Genomic DNA, 24,713 nt, shown 5'->3' with positions numbered 1-24,713 from the left:
AATGAAAATAATCATACTCGGTGCCGGACAAGTCGGTGGTACGCTTGCTGAAAACTTAGTTGGCGAACAAAACGAAATAACCGTTGTTGATATAGATGGCAACCGCTTACGAGAGCTGCAAGATAAGTACGACTTACAAGGGGTTGCTGGTCACAGTGCACACCCAGACGTACTGCGACGTGCGGGTGCTGAAGACGCCGACATGATTATTGCAGTAACCAGCTCAGATGAAGTCAATATGGTGGCGTGCCAAGTTGCGTATAGTATTTTTAATACGCCAACTAAAATAGCCCGTATCCGATCAGAGCAATATTTAAAATACCGCGAAAAACTATTTCATAACGACGACCTTCCGGTTGATCATTATATTGCCCCCGAAGCGCTTGTTACCAAATATATTCGCCGTTTAATAGATTACCCAGGCGCACTGCAAGTACTGCAATTTGCCGATGGTATGCTCTCACTTGTAGCAGTAAAAGCCTACTATGGCGGCTTATTAGTCGGTTATGCGCTTTCTGCTTTAAAAGAACATATTCCGAATGTAGAAACTCGCGTAGCAGCGATTTACCGCCAAGGTAAAGCCATAAAACCACAAGGGACCACAGTAATCGAAGCGGACGATGAGGTATTTTTCATTGCTGCCACTAAACATATTCGTGCCGTTATGAATGAGCTGCAAAAGCTTGAACGTTCCTACAAAAAAATTATGATAGCTGGTGGCGGTAACATTGGTGCAGGCCTTGCTCGTTCACTCGAAAAAAACCACAGCGTTAAGTTACTAGAGCGTAGTAAAGAGCGTGCAGAACAACTTTCTGAAATGCTCGATAACACCGTTGTGTTTTGTGGTGACGCCTCAGACCAAGAGTTACTTTCAGAAGAGCACATAGAGCAAGTTGATGTATTTATTGCCGTAACCAACGACGATGAAGCAAATATAATGTCGGCCATGCTTGCAAAACGCATGGGCGCACAAAAAACCATGGTGCTTATACAGCGTGGGGCATATGTTGATTTAGTGCAAGGAGGTGAAATAGATATTGCTATATCACCACAACAAGCAACTATTTCAGCGCTGCTAACGCACGTGCGCCGTGGCGATATTGTTAACGTGTACTCGTTACGTAAAGGGGCAGCAGAGGCTATTGAAGCCGTGGCCCATGGCGATGAAAACACATCAAAAGTAGTTGGTCGTGCTATCGCCGATATCAAGCTACCTGCAGGTACAACAATTGGCGCTATTGTACGCAATGACGACGTACTAATAGCCCACGACGACACTGTTATTATGTCTGGCGATCACGTTATTATGTTTTTAATTGATAAAAAGCACATCAATGTAGTCGAAAAGCTATTCCAAGTGAGTGCTATATTTTTATAGTTAAACACAAAAAAGCCGCTGACTAAGGCGGCTTTAGTGGAGTATGTTTTTTTGCTTACTAAGCTTCCTTGCTCAGCAACTAAGACTTACTGTACTTTTGAAAATTCTTGCTCAGAAATTTCACCATTACCGTCAGTGTCTAACTGGTCAAAAATTTTCACTAGCTGTGAATTTACCTGCGCTTCTTGCTTTGAAATTGCACCATCACCGTCGGCATCAAACGAGGCAAAATCGACTGCAGCATACGCCACTGATGAAGAAGCTAATGCGATAACGGCAAGGGCTGTATTGAATGTTTTCATAATTGTGTCCTAATTAAGAGGAAATCCTTTTCTGAGATCCATGAGTTTAAAAAATTAACTAAAAGTGCTTTTGACAATTTACATTATCAAGTATTTATACAAATTAAAGATTAGTACTTAGAGAACTCTTGTTTTGAAAGCTCACCATTTCCATCGGTATCTAGTTCAACAAATTCAGCCATTAAATCCGCATCAACCGATGCTTCAGCTTGGCTGATTGCACCATTGCCATCTACGTCTAACGTATCAAAATCTGTTGCTGCAATTGCAGCTGAAGAAGAGGCAATTGCTATTAGTGCCAGCGCTTTATTTAAATGCTTCATAATTTAATCCTTCAATATACAAGTTACTTAAGTTTAATAAGTCATATTTTTAAATTAATGATTTTCACATCCTTGTTATCCTTTTTCGTAAGCTCCCTTGCCTACTTAGGTTGTCATTGGCAACTCAGGATTGTTATCACATATTAAGCTTTTGAAAATTCTTCTTTTGATAACTCACCATTTTGGTCAGTATCTAATTCTGAGAACATACTCATCAGTTTTGCATCAATAGATGCTTCTGATTTGCTGATTGTGCCGCTGCCATCTACATCTAACGTATCAAAATCGGTTGCTGCAAATGCTGCTGATGATGAAGCTAGGGCGATAAGTGCTAAAGTTTTATTAATGCTTTTCATAATATAATTCCTTCAAGTATATGTGTGCGATTAAGTGGTTTACTTTAAATCACGTTTGTTCAGTACAACCAGACTATTACAACTTAAATGCCAGTTTTTAAAACATTATATTTTTCATATAGTTAAAATAGGTTTTAGCGATTTTTAATAAATTGAGGCGATTTTTTTGTTGCAAACTAGCAACAAGAAGAATTACTTATTTTATAAGTGCAATTAATTCAATAACTTACACATAATAAAAAAGCTACAATTTTTAGCTTAAATTGCAACAGTGATAAGTTTTCAAGAAAGGAGGCTAAAATTTAGGTGTAAGGGGAGCTAAAATATAAAATTAGCTTACTAGTAAAAGACAGCTATATGATTGATTTTATAGTAATAAAAAATTAATTTTTGTGTTTTTTTAAAAATTTTATGGTCATTAAAGTAAAAAACGACCATTTGTTGCTATTAAGCGAAACCGCTTAATCTAATGGCAGCTCGAGTATAGCGGGATCAATAAAATGCTCTTTCATAAACGCCTTCATTTCCTCTTCACTGGCTAAAAGCTTAATACCGCAATTAACCCCCGCGGCGTGCGGTTTTACACTGCATATTTCGCCAGTAAATGCTTTATTGTTGGTATCAACCGTCACCGTACATTGCATATCTTTTATATTTTCGTCGCTTTGATCGCCGCGTACATCAAACATCACCCCGGTAAGCGAAATATCTTTAATCACCCCTTCAAGTACTCTATCGTCACTGAGCGTTAATTTTGCAGGTAATAAGGTCGGTATGCGTGTTTGCGCGCGCAAAGCAAATAACTGAACTTGTGTAGGGTAATTAATAAAAATGAGCCTAGTAGGATGTGAAGCTATCGACATCACCTGCTGCCTAAATGCTATTACTTGCCCGCCACTGCCTTCAATAACCGCTCTTACTACGACCATTACACCGTCACGCAAATAATCATTAGCAGCAGGTAATCGTTTTGAACTTGGGTAATTTAAAATAATAAACTTGTTTTCTAGCAAACCAATAAACTCTGTTTTTACACGTTTACTACTAGTAGGCGTAACAATTTCCAAGTCGACTACTCGCCCTGTTGTTAACTGGTGTAATTTATCTAAATTAGAATGTGGCATGCCTGTTCCTAAGCATCATTTATATATTATTACCCACGCCAAAAGGTCGGCGTAAATAGCACGAGTAAGGTAAATATTTCTAAGCGACCAAATACCATGGCAATCGTTAATAGCCATTTAGCACCATCGCTCACTGCCCCATAGTGCGATGCAACATCACCTAAGCCCGGGCCTAAATTATTTAAACACGCCGCTGTAGCCGAGAACGCGGTAATGTTGTCCATACCGGTTCCCATTAGCGCCAGCATTATAATAATAAACACCAATGCATACGCTGAGAAAAACCCCCATACGGCTTCGACTACTTTATCGGGTAAGGCTTTACGACCCAGCTTAATAGAGTATATAGCGCGTGGGTGCACTAAGCGGTTAAGCTCACGTATGCCTTGTAGGTATAGTAAAAACACGCGTACGACTTTCATACCACCACCGGTTGAACCTGCACAGCCACCTATAAAGCTCGAAAAAATAAGTAATATAGGCAAAAACAACGGCCATGTGGAAAAGTTGTCGGTAGCAAAGCCGGCTGTGGTACTCATAGAAACAGCCTGAAACAAGGCTTGGTCGAGTGTTTCATCGCCATCGGCAAATATTTCGTTAGATGAAAGCACGGTAAAACAAATAACCACCAGCGCTAACTGTATCAGTAAAAAAACTTTAAATTCGGGGTCGCGAATGTACACCTGAATATTACGACTTGCTACTGCCGCGTAGTGCAACGAAAAGTTAACCGCAGCAATAATTAAAAAGAATACACAAATAAAATTAATCACAGGGCTGTCGAAGTGCCCTATTGAGGCATCGTAAGTAGAAAACCCGCCAATCGCCACGGTAGAAAACGCATGGCATATGGCATCAAACCACTCCATTCCTGCCGCCCAATAGGCCAACATGCACGAAATAGTTAGTGACACATAAATGTACCAAAGGTGCTTTGCGGTATCGGCAATGCGGGGGGTCATTTTTGAATCTTTTACAGGACCTGGGATCTCAGCTCGGTATAACTGCATACCACCGACCCCAAGCATAGGCAGTATAGCAACAGCAAGTACAATGATACCCATACCGCCAAACCACTGTAATTGCTGGCGATAAAACAAAACAGACTTAGGCAGGTATTCAATACCGGTAAGTACAGTGGCACCAGTTGTTGTAAGGCCCGAAAAGGCCTCAAACACCGCATCGGCCATAGATAAGTTAGGCTCTTGTAAAAAAATCAGCGGTAACGATGCAAACGCCCCTAGTACCAGCCAAAACAAGACAACGATTAAAAAGCCTTCGCGCGCTTTTAAGTCGCCGTTTTCATGCCTGTTTGGGTAATAGGCTGTTAAACCAATTACCACACTAAATATAAACGCTAATACAAAAGGAACACCACCACCATCTTTATAAAATAAAGACACCACCGCAGGTGGCACCATGGTAATACTAAACAGCGCAACTAGTTGGCCAAGGATTTTTATGATGGTACGAAATTGCATGTAGCTTATCGCTTTTATTATTAGTAAATATAAGTGTGTAATACCAATCCGCAATAATATTTAATCATTTTCAGGGGCTAAACGTGTCGCTATCTGCGTTAAAAAATTCTCATTTAGAATAACTAAATAGCGAATTTTTTGCCTTGCTATCAACACGTTTATCCATCCTCAAAATAGATCACTTAATTATGCGGATTGCTATAAGTTATTGTCTTACTCTTTGATAGTTAACTCAACTGCGCCATGGCTTAAATCAAAAATATCTTTAATGGCCTGATTAGCTTGGCGACTATCAATAGTAATAACCCATTCAATATTAGCAGTAAATTGTTTTTCTATATTAAGTACTTGATAGTTGGTTTTTAACAACTGCTCTATAGCGCCCTGCATGCTGTATTCACTTTGGCCAACAATCTCGATACTTGGTACTTTTGTTACCGTTTTTAGCTGCGAAAGTGCGTTATTTAGCGATCCGCCATAGGCACGCACTAACCCTCCAGTACCAAGCTTTATACCACCAAAATAACGGGTAACTACTGCAGTAATTTCGCCAAGCCCAGAGCCCACCAGCACATTAAGCATGGGTTTTCCTGCAGTGCCATTTGGCTCGCCATCATCAGAAAAACCATAAACATGGCTGCCACCTGGGTTACCCGCTACGTGGGCCCAACAATTATGACGTGCATCGGGGTACTTTTCTTCAATACTTTTAATAAAGGCTTTAGCTGCATTAAGGTCTGGTGTGTGGGCAATATGCACAATAAAGGTGCTCTTTTTAATTTCTTCTTGATGAAACACATCAGCAGCCGGGTATTTATATTCAGACATAATTAAAGCTCAATTAAAAATGGGGCCAAAAGGCCCCTTTGTATTCGCGTATTTTAGCGCGTATTAGCGAACTCGTCTTTATTAGCTTAGTCGAGCGCTAAATCTCGAGTCATATTTTCTAGGCTGTCTTCGTGAACAATAATATTGTCTTCAATACGAATACCGCCATATGGTTTTAACGTCTCGATTTTATCCCAGTTAATAAACTGTTTACTGTCGGTTTGCGCTAAATCACCTAATAACGAGTCTATAAAGTAAAGCCCTGGTTCAATAGTAAACACTTGGTTTTTCTCTATTAAGCGCGTGCAGCGTAAAAATGGGTGCCCTTCAGGCGATGGCTGGTGCGTGCCTTTATCATCACGCATAAAACCGCCCATATCATGCACCTGTAAACCCAGGTGATGGCCCAAACCATGAGGAAAAAACGTTGAAGTAATTTTACGCTCAACAATTTCTGTGGCAGGTAAGTTTACAATATTGAAGTCACTCAGTACTTGGGCAATACGGTTATGACAATCAACGTGTAAATCGCCATACAACATGCCTGGCTTTAAGGCGTTGCCTAGCTCAATTTGTATTTGCGTCATTGTTTGTACTAGCTCAGCAAATTCACCCTGCTTTTTAAAATCGTACGTACGGGTTATATCTGCGGCATAACCATTAAAGTTTGCGCCAGCATCGATTAAAAACGAATTATGAGTAAGTGGTGCTGTTGGCTCAAAATGCGTGTAATGCAAAATAGCGCAATTTTCGTTAAGCGCAACTATATTGCCATACGGCATTTCGTTTTCGCTTTGGCGTGTAGCCATAAGGTACGCTTGTTGAATATCAAATTCGCTACCACCATTGTAAAAGGCATCGCGTGCAGCTTTGTGCCCATCTACCGCAATACGGTTAGCTTGGCGTAAACATTCAAGCTCGTACTGTGTTTTATAGGCGCGGTTATAGTGAAAATAATTAAGTACTGGCTCTGGATTCATAATACTAAAACCTAGCGCTTGTGCTACCTCTAGGTATTCGCCCATGTAAGCATACTTAGCCTTATCGTAAGGTAATAGTTTTTCAACTTGATCAGGCTGTAGCAATAATTCTATATCAAAGTACTCAGCCCAAAAATCGCGTGGCTCATCGGGCACTTTGTGCCAAAAATCAACGGGGCGGTAAAAAATAAGCTTAGGTTTATCGCTCCCATTTACCACAATCCAACAATGTGGATTATCAATAACAGGAAGCCATGCTTTAAAGTGTGGATTAACTTTAAATGGGTAATACATGTCGTCTAAAAACTGGCGCTTAGCTTGGCCTGAGTGAATAACTAAACCCTCGAGCCCTTCACGGTCACAAATTGTACGCGTACGTTGTTGTAATGTGGCAATATGCTCTGCATATAAAACGGCTAATTTATCCATTGTTAATCCATCTGTTAAATTTAACTTGCTTTGAGTCTACCACTTAAACGTAAAGCGCTCAAAAAAGGGGGATATTTAACATGTAAATATCCCCCTAATACTTATACCCATCGTGTTAAGTTATTAGCCCTTTATTTAGCACGCTCGAATTGCTAAATATTTAAGGCTATTAGTATTACATAATTTACCCACCCATTTTCATATTGAGTAACGGCGCGAGCACGTTTCCTTCTCGGCCCATTCGGGTGTGGTAAACTTGGCGATAAGCAAACACGTTTTTTACGTAATCTCGTGTTTCTCTATAGGGGATCAGCTCAACCCATAGCTCTGCGGGTATAGCTTCGTCAGGTAACCAACGTTTAATACGATGATACCCTGCGTTATAAGATGCCGTAGCGAGTATTTCATTACCTTTGTTTTTCTTTTTCAAGTACTGCAAGTAACTAGTACCTAAGCGTATATTGGTTTTAGGTTGATACAAACGCGTACTCGATACCGTCGCTTTGTTAACGTATTCTGCCGTGCTAGGTAGCAGCTGCATTAAACCGCGTGCATTAGCGTGGGATCGTGCATCGGGTGCAAACGAGCTTTCACGCCGCGCAATGGCAATACTCCACGCGGGATCTATTTTGTTACGCTTGCTATAACGTTCAAAAATATCTTGAAATGCAAACGGAAAACGCAGTTCGACATAATCCCACGCTTTTATTTTAGCTAACGTAAATATAACGTTATCGTGCCAATTGTTTTGCGCTGCTACTTTTGAGGCCGCCAGTTTTTCTTCGTCGGTAGAGGTATTGGTTAAGTAATTCCACTCTCGGCGTGCTGAGGTGAAACGCTCTAGTTCGTAAAGTGCTTTTGCGCGTTTAAAGCCCGGCGCATTCATCACTTTATCCACCAGTTTTTGGTCAACCTCTAAAGGGTGATTGTTTAAATCGACCGGCAGCCCTAAACGTGCCGCCGCTAAAAAACCATAGTAATCGCGATTTGTGGCTACTTTAGCCCAAATTTCTTCTGCTCTTTGTTGCTCCCCTCGCTTAGCATAGCTATAAGCCAGCCAATACTGCTGGCCTAAACTTAAATTATCTTTACCCGTAAAAAAAGCTGCTATGCCTTCCCAGTCTTGGGTTTTGAGCATATTACCAAGTTGCCACTGAATTAACTTTTTGTCTTGCCGCGCTTTTGGCACTTTATTAAGCCAAAAGCTGGCTTGCTTGTGCCCACTTGAAGCAAGCGATAAAGCAAACGTGTAATATAAATCTGCTTTTTCTTCGTCGCTGTAGTTAAACATTTTTTCTAGCTTTTGCCAGGCCCTTAAAGCCAGCGCTTTATCGCGCCAAATTAGACGCTTAACTCCGTAAATGGCTATTTCGCCTTCTTTTGCCGACTTATTTTTATACCGATATAACCCCGCTGCAGCACTTGGGTCACGGCGTACTTTTAAATATAAATCGGCTAAGTAACGCTCGTTTTTAGGTAACAACGTTTTTAAATAAGGCAGTAAGCTTTGGGTACCGCCCTGCGCTGCAAGCGTTATGCGCTTCCATACACGCTCATTATTTAAATAGCCTTTTTTGCGCCATTGTGAAAATAGCGAGTCGCATTCATTTGGTTGCGACTTACCCACCGTCCATAAATCGGTAACTTGATTAAAAATGGCTTTTTCTGGCGCCCCTAAATCAAGTTGAAAATCTAAAAACGTGCATGTTAGCGCTGCGTTAGACGTTTCTCGGTAGTTTTTTATATAAGCGGCTTTTTTATTATTTTTTTCAAGATACTCCAACCATGCTTTACGTACCGGCCACTCAAGCGGGGTATGTTCATAAATGGTTAGGTAGTTTTCTATTTCGCTTTGATACTTAATATTAGGATGGCGTTGCCAATATGTTTTTTCGACATACGGCTTTAGCGGATGATCTAACCCGTTTATTGCTTCTTTAAAGTCTTGGTAACTTCCATAGCGCACTTTCTTTTCTGCATCTAAAAACGCGTCATTATCGATACTCGCTTGGGCAGAACTAAAAGGAAGAATAAAGGCAGCTGCCACAGCGCTTAATAAAATTTTTTTCATAATATCCTTTAGGTTTAATGACCTGTCAGGGTTAATAATTTCCAGATTGGGACACTAAAACAATAATGAGAGTGCCTTTAATAAAATATGAACATCATTTAATTTACGCACTCATGATAATTAATGAGTACCTTTCGCACATTCCAGTACACCTTAGCACCAAACCAGCTATATTTTAACCAGCCGTTTGTAACCGAGTTAAATTTTTCGTTGCATTTTAATTTTAAAGCAAGCACACTGGTCGAAATGCAAACTCATCGTACCAGTCTTAGTTCGTCAACTAGGGAGAATAATAATGTTATATAAAAGCGATTCCTTTGAAGTTAGCTTCCTAAAGGAAAACATCGCCGAGTTTAAGTTTTGTGTTGCAGGCTCTGTAAACACACTATCTCAGCAAACTCTTTCAGATTGTGCAGCAGCATTAAAAGAATTAGCGTCTAATTCTGATATCAAAGGCATGATTTTTACCAGTGATAAAGACCACTTTATAATTGGCGCAGATATCTTCGAATTTTTACCAACATTTACTAAACCAGAAGAAGAATTAGTAACGTGGATTAAAAACGCAACCGACGTTTTTGACGCAATCGAAGACTTACCATACCCAACTCTTAGCGCTATAAACGGCTTGGCACTTGGTGGCGGGTGTGAGTGGGCACTTGCTACCGATTATCGTGTTGCAAGTGAAACTGCAAAAATGGGCTTACCAGAAGTTAAACTTGGCATAATGCCTGGTTTTGGTGGCACAGTGCGCTTACCACGCATTATTGGCGCTGATAACGCCATGCTTTGGATTACCTCAGGTAAAGAAAATCGCGCCGCTGATGCACTAAAAGTAGGTGCGTTTGACGCGGTAGTTAGTGCTGACAAACTACTAGAGTCAAGCCTAGCAACACTTGAATTAGCAATTGCAGGCAAGTTAGATTGGCAAGCAAAACGTAACGTAAAACTTCAGCCACTTAAATTAAACCGTGTTGAGCAAGGCATGAGCTTTGCGATGGCAGAAGGTATGGTAATGGGTAAAACCAAAGGCCACTATCCTGCACCGGTTATGGCAGTTCGCACTATTAAAGCAGCGGCCAACTGTGATCGCACCGAAGCAATGGCAATCGAAAATGCTAACTTTGCAAAACTTGCACGTACTAACGAAGCTGCTGCACAAACGGGCATTTTCTTAAATGACCAGTTTATTAAAGGTAAAGCACGCAAGCTTGCTAAACACAGCGATGTAGAAATTAAACAAGCGGCTGTATTAGGCGCGGGTATTATGGGCGGCGGTATTGCATACCAGTCTGCTTATAAAGGTACACCAATTGTAATGAAAGACATCCAACAGGATGCGCTTGATTTAGGTATGGGTGAAGCATCTAAACTACTTGGTGCAAAAGTTAAACGCGGCCACATGCCAATGGAAAAAATGCTGGCAACGCTTAGCAAAATTAAGCCAACGCTTAATGATGCAGACCTTCAAAACGCCAACATTATTGTTGAGGCCGTTGTAGAAAACCCTAAAGTTAAGCAAGCAGTACTAGCCGACCTTGAAAAGAACCTGCCAGAAGGTACGGTACTTACGTCAAACACATCGACTATCTGTATTGATTTACTCGCAGAAGCACTCGATAAGCCAGAAAACTTCTGTGGTATGCACTTTTTCAACCCAGTGCCTAAAATGCCATTAGTAGAAATTATCCGTGGTGCAAAAACCTCTGATAAAACAATTAACGCTGTTGTTGATTACGCCCTTAAACTTGGCAAGTCACCAATTGTTGTAAACGATTGCCCAGGCTTTTTTGTAAACCGTGTTTTATTCCCTTACTTTGCAGGCTTTAGCAAACTCGTTGTTGAAGGCGCTAACTTTGCAAAAGTAGATAAAGTAATGGAAAACGTATTTGGCTGGCCAATGGGCCCAGCTTACCTACTTGATGTTGTAGGTATTGATACAGCTTACCACTGTACTGGTGTAATGGCAGACGGTTTCCCTGAGCGTATGGCACGTGCAGAAAAAGATCCGGTGACTGTTTTTGCTAACGAAAAACGTTTTGGTCAAAAGAACAAAGCAGGTTTTTACAAGTACGAAACGGACCGTCGTGGTCGTCTTAAAAAATCAAGCGATGCAACAGCAGTTGAGCTACTAGCACCAATTACTGATGCACCGAAAGAATTTGATAAACAAGAAATCATTGACCGTTGTATGATTCCAATGATCAACGAAGTGCTTCTTTGTTTACAAGAAGGCATTGTTGCTTCTCCTCAAGAAGCTGATATGGCCCTTGTATACGGCGTTGGTTTCCCTCCATTTAGAGGCGGTGCGTTCCGTTACTTAGATCAAACAGGTTTAGCTAACTTTGTTGCAGCAGCAGACAAATATGCTCACCTAGGTGCGATTTACCAAGTATCAGAGCAAACTCGCAAATGGGCCGAAGAAGGTCGTGTTTTCTATAAGGTGGAAGGTTAATATCATGAATAATCCAGTAATTGTAGATTGTATCCGCACACCAATGGGTCGCTCAAAAGGCGGCGTATTTAAAAACAAGCGTGCGGAAGATTTAAGTGCTCACCTTATGAAAGGGTTATTAGAGCGCAACCCAGCAGTTGACCCTGCATCAATTGACGATATTTATTGGGGCTGTGTACAGCAAACACTAGAGCAAGGCTTTAACGTTGCACGTAACGCCTCGTTACTTGCGGGTATTCCACACTCTGTACCTGCTACAACCGTTAACCGTTTATGTGGCTCGTCAATGCAAGCATTGCATGACGCAGCACGCGCTATTATGACAGGCGCTGGCGACACTTACCTAATTGGTGGTGTTGAGCACATGGGTCATGTTCCTATGACTCACGGTAACGACTTTCACCCTGGCTTAGCAACTTCAATTGCACAAGCATCTGGCTCTATGGGTTTAACTGCAGAATACCTTGCGACTATCCACGGTATTAGCCGCCAGCAGCAAGACGAATTTGCATACCGCTCACATCAACGTGCACATGCTGCAACAGTTGAAGGCCGTTTCCGCCGCGAAATTTTAGCAATGGAAGGTCACGCAGCTGATGGTTCTTTAATTTTAGTTGAAGATGATGAAGTAATTCGCCCTGAAACAACGGTAGAAGGTTTATCTCAGCTTCGCCCAGTATTTAACCCGGCTTCTGGCTCGGTTACTGCGGGTACGTCTTCTGCACTTTCTGATGGCGCTTCAGCGATGTTAGTAATGAGCGAAGAAAAAGCTAAAGAGCTTGGTTTACCAATTCGTGCGCGCGTTAAAGCAATGGCTGTTGCAGGTTGCGATCCATCAATTATGGGTTACGGCCCAGTACCAGCAAGTAAAAAAGCACTTGCACAAGCAGGTCTTACTATTGATGACATTGACGTAGCAGAGCTTAACGAAGCCTTTGCGGCACAATCACTGCCTGTACTTAAAGACTTAGGTTTAGCAGACGTGGTTGATGAAAAAGTGAATTTAAACGGCGGCGCAATCGCACTTGGTCATCCACTAGGTTGTTCGGGTTCGCGTATTAGCACCTCGCTTATCCACTTAATGGAAGATAAAAATGCAAAATACGGTTTAGCCACTATGTGTATTGGTTTAGGCCAAGGCATCGCGACTGTATTTGAACGTGTTCAAGACTAACTATTAGCTTAAACATGTAAAACCATCTTGGTGATTAAAAAGGCGAGCTAGCGCAAGTTAGTTCGCCTTTTTTTATGCCACCAGCTTATTGCTGATATGAATAATGTGATCGGGTGTATTAAACCAGATTATTTTTTACTGTTTTACCCTTACCCGTTATATGCAAAACAGTTAACCAAACAGATTAATTGCGCTAAACTACCCGACCTAACCAAGCCGCGACTATTTTTACAGGTAACTTTTTATGAGCTTTGATAACCCCGATCACCAATTAGACGCCATGGGCCTACGCTGCCCAGAACCTGTAATGATGATTCGCGCTGCTATTCGCAAAATTAATGATGGCGAAACACTACTTATTATTGCCGACGACCCTTCAACCACTCGCGATATTCCAAGCTTTTGTACGTTCATGGATCACACGCTGGTGGCTAAAGATGTTGAAGAAGCACCGTATAGGTATGTGGTGAAGAAAGGGCTTTAAGGTTTGAAAGTTAGTTTAGTAAGTTGGTTTTTTAATATTTAACGCATCGTCAAGAGCATAAGCCAAATGTAGGTTGGGTTGAGTTTTACGAAACCCAACTTGTTTTATCCCACCGAAATATTATTCATCATACAAAGTGCACGAATCACTATTGCAATCCCAATATTGGCTTAGTTTAGAATTTTTGACGTATTGATGAAAACTTGAAAATGGCCAATCATTCACTTTAATAACATGGTTATGTTTCACTGGGTTGTAGTGAATATAATTAATATGGTTGTTTAAGTCTTCTTCATCCCTAATTTTATGTTCCCAATAGCGACGCTGCCAAATCCCGCGCTCACCTTTGGCTATTCGACTTTTATTACAAAACTCTGTTGATGGCAGCTCTCGAGAAAAGCCTGATTTAATAAGTCGCCAACGCATTGCGTAATTACTATCACCTTTAGGTAATTGCCAAATAGCATGAAGGTGATCGGGCATGATAACAATTGCAATCGTCTTTATTGGATGCTTTTTTGCCACCTTTGAATATACACGGCGTAATAACTCTATATTTTCCACAAGCAAAGACTGAGATCTATCTTCTAAATTTACCGTAAAAAAATAACATGCGCCCGCCTCTAACATACGCTTATAACGCATATTTTTATCCATAAAATAAACAGATAAATAAGAGTATAGATTAGTTTTGTTAATTGTAATCAAGACAAGTTTACGTAACTCAACGAATTTGATAACCACCAGCACAGTTCTATTCGCCGCATATGTTGGGTTTCGTTTCACTCTACCCAACCTACTTAAAATCTACTTATCTTTTATCACGCTTTTGATTTACGACTGTAGTTAGACTAACTAAGCTCATAAACATACAATCAATAAAAATTATTATTGATGTAGGTTGGGTTGAGTTTTACGAAACCCAACGAATTTGATAACCACCAGCATAGTTCTATTCGCCGCATATGTTGGATTTCGTTTCACTCTACCCAACCTACTTAAAATCTACTTATCTTTTATAACGCTTTTGATTTACGACTGTAATTAGACTAACTAAGCTCATAAATTGATTGTATGTTTATAGCAATCAATAAAAATTATTATTGATGTAGGTTGGTTTGAGTTTTACGAAACCCAACGTATTTGATAACCAGTAGCCCAGTTTTACTCGACGCACATTTTGGGTTTCGTTTCACTCTAACCAACCTACGACATCCTTGTCACAAATCTATATGCCCACTCGGGCAGCTAAAAGCTGACAGCTCCCAACTAATAGCTATTTCTTCGTTATCGTCACTTTCGGCTTATCATAGTCACTGTAATCAATGCTTACTATATACGTGCCTTTTATTGCGGGCGAGTAGCTAAAGTAATTATAAATAGTATTACAGTCTGCAAGTACAGATTGGCCGAGCGTTAGTTTTTGCCCTGCCGGTTGGGCATCGCTGTAGCCGCAGTTGTAGCCTTCACTAAAATCGGCGTCGGCTATTTTAAATTCGTACACTTTACCCGGGGTACTAAATTTAACTTCTGCTTGGTAAAGCGCGCCGCCCACAGGCATAAATTGGTACTGAGGTTCTGCGTCCCAAAGTGTAAAGTCGCCTCTAAGGTAAATTGTTTTATCCAACTCTTGCTGTGGCAGCACATCGTTAATAGACACCTGGCTAGTACATGCGGTTAGTAAGCTGGCAATAGCAAGCGTTAAAATTCGTTTCATCGGCATCATTAATTGAAGTCCTTTGTTCTGTTAAAACTAAAAAGCCAGCAAAACGCTGGCTTTCTATTGGCTTAAGCGAGGTTATTTTTGTAGTACAGATATATCTGCAATATCTAAAAATAAGCGGCTTAACTGGCTTAATAGCGCAAGGCGATTTTGCTTTACAGCTTCATCGTCGGCCATAACCATGACGTTGTCAAAAAAGTTATCAACACTTTGACGGATACCGGCTAATTGGCTCAATGCCTCTTGGTAGTTTCCATCAGCGTAAAGTGGTGCAAGTTCAGTGGCAAATTTAGCAACTTGTGAAGCAAGTGCTATTTCTGCGTCATCACTTAACAAGCTCTCATTCACATCGCCTGCCGCAGTAATGTTATTTTTAGCTAGGATGTTACCTACACGCTTATTAGCTGCTGCAAGCGCTTCTGCGGCGTCTAATGTACGGAAATGGCTTACTGCTTTAACTCGGCGATCAAAATCAACAGGCTTAGTTGGACGGCGTGCAAGCACAGCTTGAATAACGTCTACTTCAATCCCCTCATCTTGATACCATGCACGGAAGCGCCCTAGCATAAAATCAAATACGTCGGTTGATACATTTAGATTAGTTAGCTTATCACCAAATAGTGTTTGTGCTTTTGCTACTAAGTCTAAAATATCCAGTGGTAGTTCTTTTTCTACCATGATACGCAGTGCACCAATGGCAGCACGACGAAGCGCAAATGGGTCTTTGTCGCCTTTTGGTGCTTGGCCTATACCAAAAATACCCACCAGCGTATCAAACTTATCAGCAATAGCGACTGCACAGCTAATTAGGTTTGTAGGTAGGTTATCACCTGCAAAGCGAGGCATGTATTGCTCGTTTTGTGCAATAGCTACATCTTCTGCTTCACCATCAAAGCGTGCATAGTGCATACCCATCACACCTTGCACGTCGGTAAATTCCATTACCATTTCGGTCATTAAGTCAGTTTTACTTAATAGGCCGGCACGTTTTGCAAGGTCTTTGTCGGCACCTAGTTGCTCTGCAATGTAGCCAGCAAGTTCGCTAATACGTACAGATTTATCTTTAAGCGTACCTAACTGCTTTTGGAATAAAACAGTATCAAGTGACTCTAGTCGGCTTTCTAAGGTTTTCTTTTTATCAGTCTCAAAGAAGAACTGCGCATCAGCTAAACGTGGGCGCACTACTTTTTCGTTACCTGAAATTACCACGCTTGGATCTTTACTTTCGATGTTAGATACAAACAAAAACTTATTTAAAAGTTTGCCGTCTTGATCTAATAGCGGGAAGTATTTTTGATCGTCCTTCATGGTGTAAATTAGTGCTTCGGCAGGTACATCTAAAAATGCCTCTTCAAATGTTGCCGTTAACGTTACTGGCCACTCTACCAGTGATGTTACTTCTTCTAATAAGTCTTCATCCATCGCAACAACCGCATTCACTGCGCTTGCAGCGTCTTCTATTTGTGCACGAATTAGCGCTTTACGTTGTTCGTAATCAGCAATAACGTAGGCAGATTTTAATACGTCGAACACGTCATCTGCGTGGTTAATGGTGATTTTTTCTGGGTGGTGAAAACGGTGGCCTTGTAACTGGTTAGTTACTTGCTTACCTAAAATTTCGCCTTCAATAAGTTCATCACCAAATAAAATAGTGACGGTATGAACTGGACGAATAAATTGTGTTTTATTCGCGCCCCAACGCATCGGCTTAGGAATTGGTAGCTTTGCTAACGACTTTGCAATGGCATCGCTCATTAGGGTTTTGGTTTCTTGTCCTGCTACTTTAGCAATATGTAAAAGCCAAGCGCCTTTATCGGTTTCGAGAGTTTGTGCTTCACTTACCTCAATACCACAACCACGTGCCCAACCCATTGCTGCTTTTGTTGGGTTACCTTCGCTATCGAACGCTGCTTTCATTGCAGGGCCGCGCTTTTCAACTTCTTTATCTTGCTGCTTAGCTTCAAGCGCTTTTACTTGTAAACCTAAACGACGAGGCGATGCATACCAGCTTACACCTTCATGCCCAAGCTCTAGTGTTTCAAGCTCAGCTGTTAGGTTTGCGGCAAAGGCTTCTGCTAATTTACGCAGTGCTTTTGGTGGCAGCTCTTCGGTGCCAATTTCTACTAATAAATTTTGTGCTGACATGCTTACTTATCCTTACACAGCGGGAAACCAAGCGCTTCACGTGCATCGTAATAACTTTGTGCACATGCTTTTGATAACGCTCTTACACGTAAAATATAACGTTGACGCTCAGTAACCGAAATTGCATGGCGCGCATCTAATAAGTTAAATGCATGCGATGCTTTCATTACTTGCTCGTATGCAGGTAGTGGTAAATTTGCTTCAATTAGCTTTTGGCTTTCTGCTTCACATTTATCAAACTGTGCAAATAAGTCATCTACGTTTGCGTGTTCAAAGTTGTAAGTAGATTGTTCTACTTCATTTTGATGGAATACATCGCCGTAAGTTACACGCCCTAATGGACCATCTGCCCATACTAGGTCGTAAATACTGTCTACACCTTGAATGTACATTGCTAAACGCTCTAGGCCGTAAGTAATTTCACCGGTTACAGGAGAGCACTCTAAGCCCCCTACCTGCTGAAAGTAAGTAAACTGCGTTACTTCCATACCATTTAGCCAAATCTCCCAACCTAAGCCCCATGCGCCTAGCGTTGGTGATTCCCAGTTATCTTCTACAAAGCGTACTTCGTGCGTTAGGGTATCAATGCCCATTGCTTCTAGCGAGCCTAGGTAAAGCTCTTGAATGTTATCTGGTGATGGCTTTAAAACTACCTGAAATTGGTAGTAATGTTGTAAGCGGTTTGGGTTTTCACCGTAGCGGCCATCGGTAGGACGACGACACGGTTGCACGTATGCGCTCGACATTGGCTCAGGGCCAATAGATTTTAAGAATGTTTGCGGGTGAAATGTCCCTGCGCCCACTTCCATATCAAGTGGTTGAATAATGACACAGCCTTGCTGTGCCCAATAATCCTGTAAAGCCAGGATCAAACCTTGAAAGGTTTTAACGTCATATTTTTGCATATTTGGCTTTTTACTATCTGAAAGTAGCGTGAAAATTACCCTCAGTATACCTTGTGCACACGCAGGTTTTAAGCAGTTTGTGCGGTTGTTAAAATAAAAAAGGAGCCATTAGGCTCCTTTTAAGATATGAGTATAATTTTTTATACGTCTAGGTTAACTACGCGAAGAGCGTTCGTTTCAATAAAGTCACGGCGTGGCTCTACTTGATCGCCCATTAAGGTTGCAAACAATTGATCCGCCGCTACAGCATCTTCAATTGTAACCTGTAGCATGCGTCGCGCTGAAGGATCCATGGTTGTTTCCCAAAGCTGATCAGGGTTCATTTCACCTAACCCTTTATAGCGCTGAATGTAGATCCCGCGCTTAGATTCTGCGATCAACCACTCTAAAGCATCCACAAAGTTATCAACAGGTTTTGTTTTCTCACCACGTTGAATATATGCGCCTTCACCAAGGATGTTAGCAATGTTAGTACCAGTCACAGCAATGCGTTGGTAGTCGCGCGAGGCAATAAAGTCGTAGTGTAATACATGGGCTTTATCAACACCGTGCTGACGAATATTCACAACCGGGAAGTACAAGTTACGCTCTGCATCGTGCTCTGTGCCAGCATGGAAAATTGTTGCATCTTCATCACGTGCTATTAAGTCATCAACAAGCTCTTTAGTCCACTCAATTACTTTAGCTTCGTTAGATAAGTCTTCTACTTTTAACTCGCTTTGGTAAATCAAACGTTCCATCACCGTGTTAGGGTATTTACGTTTTAAGCGTTCAATGACTTTAACTGTGTTTTGGTAATCTTGTACTATTTTCTCAAGCGCTTCGCCTTCAATCGCACTTGCATTTTCGCTTGTGTAAAGCGCTGCATTATTTAGTGCAAGTGATGTTAGGTAGTCTACAAGCGCAGGATCGTCTTTAATATAACGCTCTTGCTTACCTTTTTTCACTTTATAAAGTGGCGGTTGTGCAATGTAAATGTATCCACGCTCAACAATTTCTGGCATCTGGCGGTAGAAGAACGTTAATAGCAATGTACGAATGTGAGAACCATCCACGTCCGCATCGGTCATGATTATGATGCTGTGATAACGCAGCTTTTCTGGGTCATATTCATCACGGCCAATACCGCAACCTAGTGCTGTAATTAGCGTTGCTACTTCTTGTGAAGAAAGCATTTTGTCAAAGCGTGCTTTCTCTACGTTCAAGATTTTACCTTTAAGTGGCAAAATTGCTTGGTTTTTACGATTACGACCCTGCTTAGCTGAACCGCCAGCTGAGTCACCCTCCACTATATATAGTTCAGATAATGAAGGGTCTTTTTCTTGGCAGTCTGCTAATTTACCAGGTAAGCCTGCTAAATCCATAGCGCCTTTACGACGAGTCATTTCACGGGCTTTACGCGCGGCTTCACGTGCTCGTGCTGCATCAATAATTTTACCAACAACAATTTTGGCATCCATTGGGTTTTCTAGTAAGAAATCAGAAAACTTTTCAGCCATTGCTTGCTCAACCGCAGATTTAACTTCGCTTGATACTAGTTTGTCTTTAGTTTGTGATGAGAACTTAGGATCAGGTACTTTAACACTTACAACCGCTGTTAAGCCTTCACGCGCATCATCGCCCGTTGCGTTACTGGTTGTTTTAGCTTTTTTGTTAAAGCCTTCTTTTTCCATGTAGTTATTAAGTGTACGTGTAAGCGCAGATCTAAAGCCGGCTAAGTGAGTACCACCATCACGTTGTGGAATATTATTAGTAAAACAGTAAATGTTTTCCTGGAAGCCATCGTTCCACTGCATTGAAACTTCTACGCTAATACCATCTTCTTCACGCTCGTGAGTAAAGTGGAATACACCTTTATGTACTGGTGTTTTATTGCGGTTTAAGTATTCAACAAACGCTTGGATACCGCCATCATATTTAAAGTGGTCGGTTTTATTTTCTTCGCGTTCATCAGTTAAGATGATACTTACACCTGAATTCAAAAACGATAGCTCGCGTAAACGCTTAGCTAAAATATCGTAATGAAAATCTAGGTTTGTAAATGTCTCAGCACTCGGCCAAAAACGTAGTTCTGTACCTGTTGTATCAGCGTCGCCAATAATAGCTAATGGTGCGTTTGGTACGCCCATGCTGTAAGTTTGCTCGTGTAGTTTGCCTTCACGACGAATAGTAAGTGTTAGTTTTTCTGATAATGCATTTACTACTGATACACCAACACCGTGTAAGCCACCTGATACTTTATAAGAGTTATCATCAAACTTACCACCAGCATGAAGTACCGTCATGATAACTTCGGCAGCAGACACACCTTCTTCTTCATGGATAGAAGTTGGGATACCACGGCCGTTATCTCTTACCGAGACTGAACCGTCTAAGTGAATCGTTACATAAATATCATCACAATGACCTGCTAAGGCTTCATCGATAGAGTTATCAACGACCTCAAACACCATGTGGTGTAAGCCTGTGCCATCATCGGTGTCCCCTATATACATTCCAGGACGCTTTCTAACTGCGTCTAATCCTTTAAGTACTTTAATACTCGACGAATCGTAATTCTCAGACATGGTTAATCCCACTTATCTTGTTATTAGGTTGCCATGTTTCACGTGGAACATTTGTAGTTCTCGTTGCATGGGTTCCACCACAGCAGAAATACTTTCAGACAAAATTGAAGAGATAAAAATTTGAGAACTGCAATGAGCCAATAATTGCCCCACTTTCTCTTTTGTATCTTCGCCTAACTCTGAAGGTAGATCATCTATTAGCAATATAGATTGCTTATCTGTCTCTGACTCAATTAAACTATTTTGCGTTACTTTTAACGCATAAAGCAATAACTTCAATTGACCGCGCGAAAACGTATTTTCTACACTGTTGCCAGCGACACTAAAACTAAAATCGGCCTTATGAGGGCCTTTACTAGTAAAACCTTGGCGAGCGTCTCGCTCAAAGTTTTGCTCTAATGCATCACTTAAAGACTCGCTGTCTTTCCAGCCTGCATTAAAGTTGATTTCTAAATCGCGTATAAGCGTTAATTCTGCACACATTTTATCAAAAAACTGCTGCTTAAACCTACTTATATACGCCATTCTTAATTTATTTATTTGTTCTGCCAGTCTAACAAATTCTTTGTCCCAAAACCTAATTTGGTCAAAATAATTCTTTGGCTTACTTTTTAAAAGTGCATTGCGTTGTTTAAGTACTTTATTAAACGATTGCCATAAATAAAAAAACTCATGTTCCACGTGGAACAAACCCAAATCTAAAAATTTACGTCGCTCTTTTGGGCCACCAAAAAACAATGAATAGCTTTCGGGTGTAATAATTTGCACAGGCATTAACTGTGCAAGCTCAGAGATTTTTCTACTGGCTTTGCCTTGTATTTTTAAATTAGTTTCACCGCTTTGGGTTTTACTAATCCCAATAGGAATAGACAAGTCGTGTAGCGCTTTGCGGCCATGTATTACAAACTGATCTTGTTGATGTTGAATAATACTTTTATGTTTAGGTGTTCGAAAAGATTTGCCATGAGAAAGGTAATAAATAGCCTCTAAAAGGCTGGTTTTTCCGCTGCCGTTTTCACCATAAATTATATTAACGCCGTTGACTGGTTCTAGCGTCAGTGCCTCAATATTACGAAAATACTTGAGGCTCAAGTGACTTAAACTCATTTATAATGGGTATCTTATAATCGCATAGGCATAACCACGTACATTGCCTCTTCATCGCCCGCACCTTCAATAAGTGCACTGCTGTTTGAATCAGCTAATGTAAATAGTACATCTTCTGTTTTTAATGTATTTAGTACATCTAATACATACGACACATTAAAACCAATTTCTAGTTCATCACCCTCGTACATTACTTCTACTATTTCCTCAGCCTCTTCTTGCTCAGGATTATTAGCCGTAATTTTAAGTAAGCCGTTAGCTAAGTTTAGGCGTACACCTCTAAACTTTTCGTTTGATAAAATAGACACACGTTGAAACGCATTACGTAACCACTCGCGGTTAGCAGTAATCACTTTATCTCCACCACGTGGTAATACACGGCGGTAATCCGGGAAACGGCCATCCACTAACTTACTTGTAAAAGTAAATTCCACATCGATAATACGAATATGGTTAGCGCCAAATTGAATAGTAACTAATTCTTCATCAGCCACCATAAGGCGCATAATTTCTTGCACACCTTTGCGTGGTATGATTAATTGGCGCTGCGTATTTAACGATTGACCTAATTCTTTTTGCGCTATTGCCAAACGGTGGCCATCGGTCGCCACTGTTTTAATGTCAGTATTATCAACTTCAAACGACATGCCATTTAAATAGTAACGCACATCTTGATTTGCCATCGAAAAATGCGTGCTTTCAAGCAACTTGCGTAGCTCTAAACGCGTTAATTGAAACTCTACCTCGCCATCCCATTGCTCTAAATTAGGAAAGTCTTCCGCGGCAAGTGTAGTCAATGAAAAGCGGCTTTTACCACTGGTTAATAGCAGTTGGTGCTCTTGTAAGCTCAATGTGAGCTCAGAGCCATCTGGTAGGCTTTTACAAATATCGAGTAATTTTTTAGCAGGTAGCGTTAATTTTGTATCAGCAATATCATCACCAACAAAAACACCTGCAACGAGTTCAATTTCAAGGTCTGTACCTGTCATTGAAAGTTGCCCGTTTTCTACCACTAACAATACATTAGATAATATAGGTAACGTATGTTTACGCTCAATCGCACCCGATACTTGCACTAATGGCTTTAAAAATTGTTCTCTTGAAATGGTTATTTGCATAATAAAGTCAGCCCTAAGATGACAACGTTCTTATTAAATTTTGATAATCTTCTTTTATTTCGTGGCTTTCATCACGTAGTGATTTAACCTTACGACACGCATGTAATACGGTGGTGTGGTCACGCCCACCAAATGCGTCACCAATCTCAGGTAAGCTGTGATTAGTTAATTCTTTAGATAATGCCATGGCTACCTGACGCGGCCTTGCGATAGAACGGCTGCGGCGCTTAGATAACAAGTCAGACACACGTATTCTGTAATACTCAGCCACGGTGCGTTGTATGTTGTCTATAGTGACAAGTTTGTCTTGTAGTGCCAACAAATCGCGCAATGCTTCTTTCACAAAGTCGATAGAAATCGGACGACCGGTAAAATTAGCATTAGCTATTACACGATTAAGTGCACCCTCTAGTTCGCGTACGTTTGAACGTAATTTTTTAGCGATAAAAAAGGCAACTTCGTGCGGTAAGTTAATTTTACTCTGCTGCGCTTTTTTCATTAAAATAGCAACGCGCGTTTCAAGTTCTGGCGGCTCTATCGCAATCGTTAAACCCCAACCAAAACGTGATTTAAGCCTGTCTTCTACGCCCTCAATTTCTTTTGGGTAGCGATCAGAGGTTAAAATAATTTGCTGATTACCCTCTAATAATGCGTTAAAGGTATGAAAAAACTCTTCTTGCGAGCGCTCTTTATTAGCAAAAAATTGAATATCATCAATCATTAGCGCATCTACACTACGGTAATAACGTTTAAATTCTTCGATGGCGTTATTTTGTAGTGCTTTTACCATGTCTTGCACAAAACGCTCAGAATGCATGTAAACAATTTTAGCATCGGGCTTGTTTGCCATAATGCCATTACCTACTGCATGTAATAAGTGAGTTTTACCTAAGCCTGTACCACCGTAAATAAATACTGGGTTAAAGGCAGAGCCAGGGTTATCTGCAACTTGTGTTGCAGCCGCTTTTGCTAGCTGGTTAGATTTACCCTCAACAAAACTGTCAAAGGTATAGTTTTCTTTTATATTAGATTTATAGCCCGATTTAGGCGCAGGCTCTACTGGTGCTTTTTGCTCTACAGGTTGCTGTTTAGCAGGTGTCTGTGCACTAGGTGATGCAGGGGCTTCAACACTTGGCGCCGCCGCTTGAGTATTGAGTAGTGGTTTACTACCTACATCAAAACGTAATTCGGGCGCTTCATCACCACAAATTTCTACCAGTAACTCATTAATTCGGTTTAAATACTTTTCTCTTACCCAATCAAGAACAAAGCGATTAGGTGCGTAAATCGTTAAGGTATCTTCGGTACTTTCTGCTTGTAGCGGTCTTACCCACATACTGAATTGTTGCGAAGGCAACTCATCTTGCAATACATATAAACAACTTTGCCAAACCGACAGATACACAGTTAAACTCCCAGAGGTATAATTTTTATTCCCGCACATCAATAATGATTAAAAATCATGCATTTATTGCGTTTAATTGGCCAGCTACGCGACCCAAGACCGCGTATTATGAAGGCACTTTATCCACAAGTAAAAGATTGATTTTTATAAAATTGTTGATATCAGTGTATAAATATCTTAATAGACTGATTTATATCGACTTTTATTTTAAAGCCAGATAACAGATCATAACAAAAACACAGGCAGATCGCGAACCAATTTTACGATCTAAATGAGTTTTCCCATGCTTTTATTCACTTTTTAAACATCAGCTGTGGAAAACTTCTTTATTATGATGATCCTAGTTGATCACCCTACT

Annotated in this window: 20 protein-coding genes; 4 read left to right on the top strand and 16 right to left on the bottom strand. The window is 40.8% G+C overall.

From position 1 onward, the window contains the following. The first annotated feature begins 1 nt into the window (after position 1). Positions 2-1,378 (top strand): Trk system potassium transporter TrkA, encoded by a 1,377-nt coding sequence (gene trkA, locus AN389_RS14725; protein ID WP_055016191.1) that lies wholly within the window; start codon positions 2-4, stop codon positions 1,376-1,378. An 86-nt stretch (positions 1,379-1,464) separates the two neighbouring features. On the opposite strand, the gene AN389_RS14720 is transcribed toward trkA, so the two are convergent. The 8 genes from AN389_RS14720 to AN389_RS14685 form a co-directional block, all read right to left on the bottom strand. Beyond that, positions 1,465-1,680 (bottom strand): EF-hand domain-containing protein, encoded by a 216-nt coding sequence (locus tag AN389_RS14720; protein ID WP_055016192.1) that lies wholly within the window; start codon positions 1,678-1,680, stop codon positions 1,465-1,467. 110 nt (positions 1,681-1,790) lie between these two features. Beyond that, the gene (locus tag AN389_RS14715; RefSeq protein WP_055016193.1) at positions 1,791-2,003 is read right to left on the bottom strand and encodes a calmodulin; all 213 of its coding nucleotides are present in this window, start codon (positions 2,001-2,003) and stop codon (positions 1,791-1,793) included. Between the two features lie 143 nt (positions 2,004-2,146). Beyond that, the gene (locus AN389_RS14710) at positions 2,147-2,359 is read right to left on the bottom strand and encodes an EF-hand domain-containing protein (RefSeq protein WP_055016194.1); all 213 of its coding nucleotides are present in this window, start codon (positions 2,357-2,359) and stop codon (positions 2,147-2,149) included. Between the two features lie 461 nt (positions 2,360-2,820). Next, positions 2,821-3,483, bottom strand: a complete 663-nt coding sequence (locus AN389_RS14705; protein WP_055016195.1) for a flagellar brake protein — start codon at positions 3,481-3,483, stop codon at positions 2,821-2,823. 29 nt (positions 3,484-3,512) lie between these two features. Beyond that, on the bottom strand, positions 3,513-4,964 hold the full coding sequence (locus tag AN389_RS14700) for a TrkH family potassium uptake protein (RefSeq protein WP_055016196.1): 1,452 nt from the start codon (positions 4,962-4,964) through the stop codon (positions 3,513-3,515). Positions 4,965-5,177: 213 nt separating this feature from the next. After that, positions 5,178-5,792 carry a YigZ family protein gene (locus tag AN389_RS14695; RefSeq protein ID WP_055016197.1) on the bottom strand — a complete coding sequence of 205 codons (615 nt, stop codon included), beginning with the start codon at positions 5,790-5,792 and terminating at the stop codon, positions 5,178-5,180. A gap of 86 nt (positions 5,793-5,878) precedes the next feature. Next, positions 5,879-7,201, bottom strand: a complete 1,323-nt coding sequence (pepQ, locus tag AN389_RS14690; protein WP_055016198.1) for a Xaa-Pro dipeptidase — start codon at positions 7,199-7,201, stop codon at positions 5,879-5,881. 184 nt (positions 7,202-7,385) lie between these two features. Further along, positions 7,386-9,272 carry a transglycosylase SLT domain-containing protein gene (locus tag AN389_RS14685; protein ID WP_055016199.1) on the bottom strand — a complete coding sequence of 629 codons (1,887 nt, stop codon included), beginning with the start codon at positions 9,270-9,272 and terminating at the stop codon, positions 7,386-7,388. 295 nt (positions 9,273-9,567) lie between these two features. On the opposite strand from AN389_RS14685, the gene fadB reads away from it, so the two are divergent. The 3 genes from fadB (at position 9,568) to tusA (ending at position 13,385) form a co-directional block, all read left to right on the top strand. Then, complete coding sequence (gene fadB, locus AN389_RS14680) at positions 9,568-11,727, top strand: fatty acid oxidation complex subunit alpha FadB (protein ID WP_055020135.1); 2,160 nt, start codon at positions 9,568-9,570, stop codon at positions 11,725-11,727. Between the two features lie 4 nt (positions 11,728-11,731). Further along, positions 11,732-12,901, top strand: a complete 1,170-nt coding sequence (gene fadA / locus AN389_RS14675) for an acetyl-CoA C-acyltransferase FadA (protein WP_055016201.1) — start codon at positions 11,732-11,734, stop codon at positions 12,899-12,901. 244 nt (positions 12,902-13,145) lie between these two features. Continuing rightward, positions 13,146-13,385 (top strand): sulfurtransferase TusA, encoded by a 240-nt coding sequence (gene tusA / locus AN389_RS14670; RefSeq protein ID WP_055016202.1) that lies wholly within the window; start codon positions 13,146-13,148, stop codon positions 13,383-13,385. 120 nt (positions 13,386-13,505) lie between these two features. Here tusA and AN389_RS14665 read toward each other — a convergent pair whose 3' ends face one another. The 8 genes from AN389_RS14665 to dnaA all read right to left on the bottom strand — a co-directional run bounded on the left by AN389_RS14665 (position 13,506) and on the right by dnaA (position 24,355). Further along, positions 13,506-14,030, bottom strand: a complete 525-nt coding sequence (locus tag AN389_RS14665) for an REP-associated tyrosine transposase (RefSeq protein ID WP_055018540.1) — start codon at positions 14,028-14,030, stop codon at positions 13,506-13,508. Between the two features lie 631 nt (positions 14,031-14,661). Continuing rightward, a complete protein-coding gene (locus AN389_RS14660) occupies positions 14,662-15,111 on the bottom strand; it encodes a hypothetical protein (RefSeq protein ID WP_055020134.1) in 450 nt (149 codons plus the stop codon). Between the two features lie 72 nt (positions 15,112-15,183). Then, on the bottom strand, positions 15,184-17,253 hold the full coding sequence (glyS, locus tag AN389_RS14655; protein ID WP_055020133.1) for a glycine--tRNA ligase subunit beta: 2,070 nt from the start codon (positions 17,251-17,253) through the stop codon (positions 15,184-15,186). Positions 17,254-17,255: 2 nt separating this feature from the next. Beyond that, positions 17,256-18,158 carry a glycine--tRNA ligase subunit alpha gene (gene glyQ / locus AN389_RS14650; RefSeq protein WP_004588055.1) on the bottom strand — a complete coding sequence of 301 codons (903 nt, stop codon included), beginning with the start codon at positions 18,156-18,158 and terminating at the stop codon, positions 17,256-17,258. A 140-nt stretch (positions 18,159-18,298) separates the two neighbouring features. Then, a complete protein-coding gene (gene gyrB / locus AN389_RS14645; RefSeq protein ID WP_055018542.1) occupies positions 18,299-20,725 on the bottom strand; it encodes a DNA topoisomerase (ATP-hydrolyzing) subunit B in 2,427 nt (808 codons plus the stop codon). Positions 20,726-20,737: 12 nt separating this feature from the next. Continuing rightward, positions 20,738-21,832, bottom strand: a complete 1,095-nt coding sequence (gene recF, locus AN389_RS14640; RefSeq protein ID WP_024032132.1) for a DNA replication/repair protein RecF — start codon at positions 21,830-21,832, stop codon at positions 20,738-20,740. Positions 21,833-21,846: 14 nt separating this feature from the next. Then, positions 21,847-22,950 (bottom strand): DNA polymerase III subunit beta, encoded by a 1,104-nt coding sequence (gene dnaN / locus AN389_RS14635; RefSeq protein ID WP_004588058.1) that lies wholly within the window; start codon positions 22,948-22,950, stop codon positions 21,847-21,849. 13 nt (positions 22,951-22,963) lie between these two features. Beyond that, positions 22,964-24,355, bottom strand: coding sequence for a chromosomal replication initiator protein DnaA (gene dnaA, locus AN389_RS14630; protein WP_055016225.1), 1,392 nt, complete (start codon positions 24,353-24,355; stop codon positions 22,964-22,966). Positions 24,356-24,713 lie beyond the last annotated feature (358 nt).

The sequence above is a fragment of the Pseudoalteromonas sp. P1-7a genome (assembly GCF_001401855.1).
Lineage (GTDB): Bacteria > Pseudomonadota > Gammaproteobacteria > Enterobacterales > Alteromonadaceae > Pseudoalteromonas.
The sequence above is the reverse complement of the archived record's forward strand: the minus strand, read 5'-3'. Positions and strand labels throughout refer to the sequence as shown.

Bases quoted from the DNA above. Each gene is read 5' to 3' on its own strand.
- trkA (WP_055016191.1), top strand. From the start codon at position 2: ATGAAAATAATCATACTCGGTGCCGGACAAGTCGGTGGTACGCTTGCT.
- AN389_RS14720 (WP_055016192.1), bottom strand. From the start codon at position 1,680: ATGAAAACATTCAATACAGCCCTTGCCGTTATCGCATTAGCTTCTTCA.
- AN389_RS14715 (WP_055016193.1), bottom strand. From the start codon at position 2,003: ATGAAGCATTTAAATAAAGCGCTGGCACTAATAGCAATTGCCTCTTCT.
- AN389_RS14710 (WP_055016194.1), bottom strand. From the start codon at position 2,359: ATGAAAAGCATTAATAAAACTTTAGCACTTATCGCCCTAGCTTCATCA.
- AN389_RS14705 (WP_055016195.1), bottom strand. From the start codon at position 3,483: ATGCCACATTCTAATTTAGATAAATTACACCAGTTAACAACAGGGCGA.
- AN389_RS14700 (WP_055016196.1), bottom strand. From the start codon at position 4,964: ATGCAATTTCGTACCATCATAAAAATCCTTGGCCAACTAGTTGCGCTG.
- AN389_RS14695 (WP_055016197.1), bottom strand. From the start codon at position 5,792: ATGTCTGAATATAAATACCCGGCTGCTGATGTGTTTCATCAAGAAGAA.
- pepQ (WP_055016198.1), bottom strand. From the start codon at position 7,201: ATGGATAAATTAGCCGTTTTATATGCAGAGCATATTGCCACATTACAA.
- AN389_RS14685 (WP_055016199.1), bottom strand. From the start codon at position 9,272: ATGAAAAAAATTTTATTAAGCGCTGTGGCAGCTGCCTTTATTCTTCCT.
- fadB (WP_055020135.1), top strand. From the start codon at position 9,568: ATGTTATATAAAAGCGATTCCTTTGAAGTTAGCTTCCTAAAGGAAAAC.
- fadA (WP_055016201.1), top strand. From the start codon at position 11,732: ATGAATAATCCAGTAATTGTAGATTGTATCCGCACACCAATGGGTCGC.
- tusA (WP_055016202.1), top strand. From the start codon at position 13,146: ATGAGCTTTGATAACCCCGATCACCAATTAGACGCCATGGGCCTACGC.
- AN389_RS14665 (WP_055018540.1), bottom strand. From the start codon at position 14,030: ATGCGTTATAAGCGTATGTTAGAGGCGGGCGCATGTTATTTTTTTACG.
- AN389_RS14660 (WP_055020134.1), bottom strand. From the start codon at position 15,111: ATGATGCCGATGAAACGAATTTTAACGCTTGCTATTGCCAGCTTACTA.
- glyS (WP_055020133.1), bottom strand. From the start codon at position 17,253: ATGTCAGCACAAAATTTATTAGTAGAAATTGGCACCGAAGAGCTGCCA.
- glyQ (WP_004588055.1), bottom strand. From the start codon at position 18,158: ATGCAAAAATATGACGTTAAAACCTTTCAAGGTTTGATCCTGGCTTTA.
- gyrB (WP_055018542.1), bottom strand. From the start codon at position 20,725: ATGTCTGAGAATTACGATTCGTCGAGTATTAAAGTACTTAAAGGATTA.
- recF (WP_024032132.1), bottom strand. From the start codon at position 21,832: ATGAGTTTAAGTCACTTGAGCCTCAAGTATTTTCGTAATATTGAGGCA.
- dnaN (WP_004588058.1), bottom strand. From the start codon at position 22,950: ATGCAAATAACCATTTCAAGAGAACAATTTTTAAAGCCATTAGTGCAA.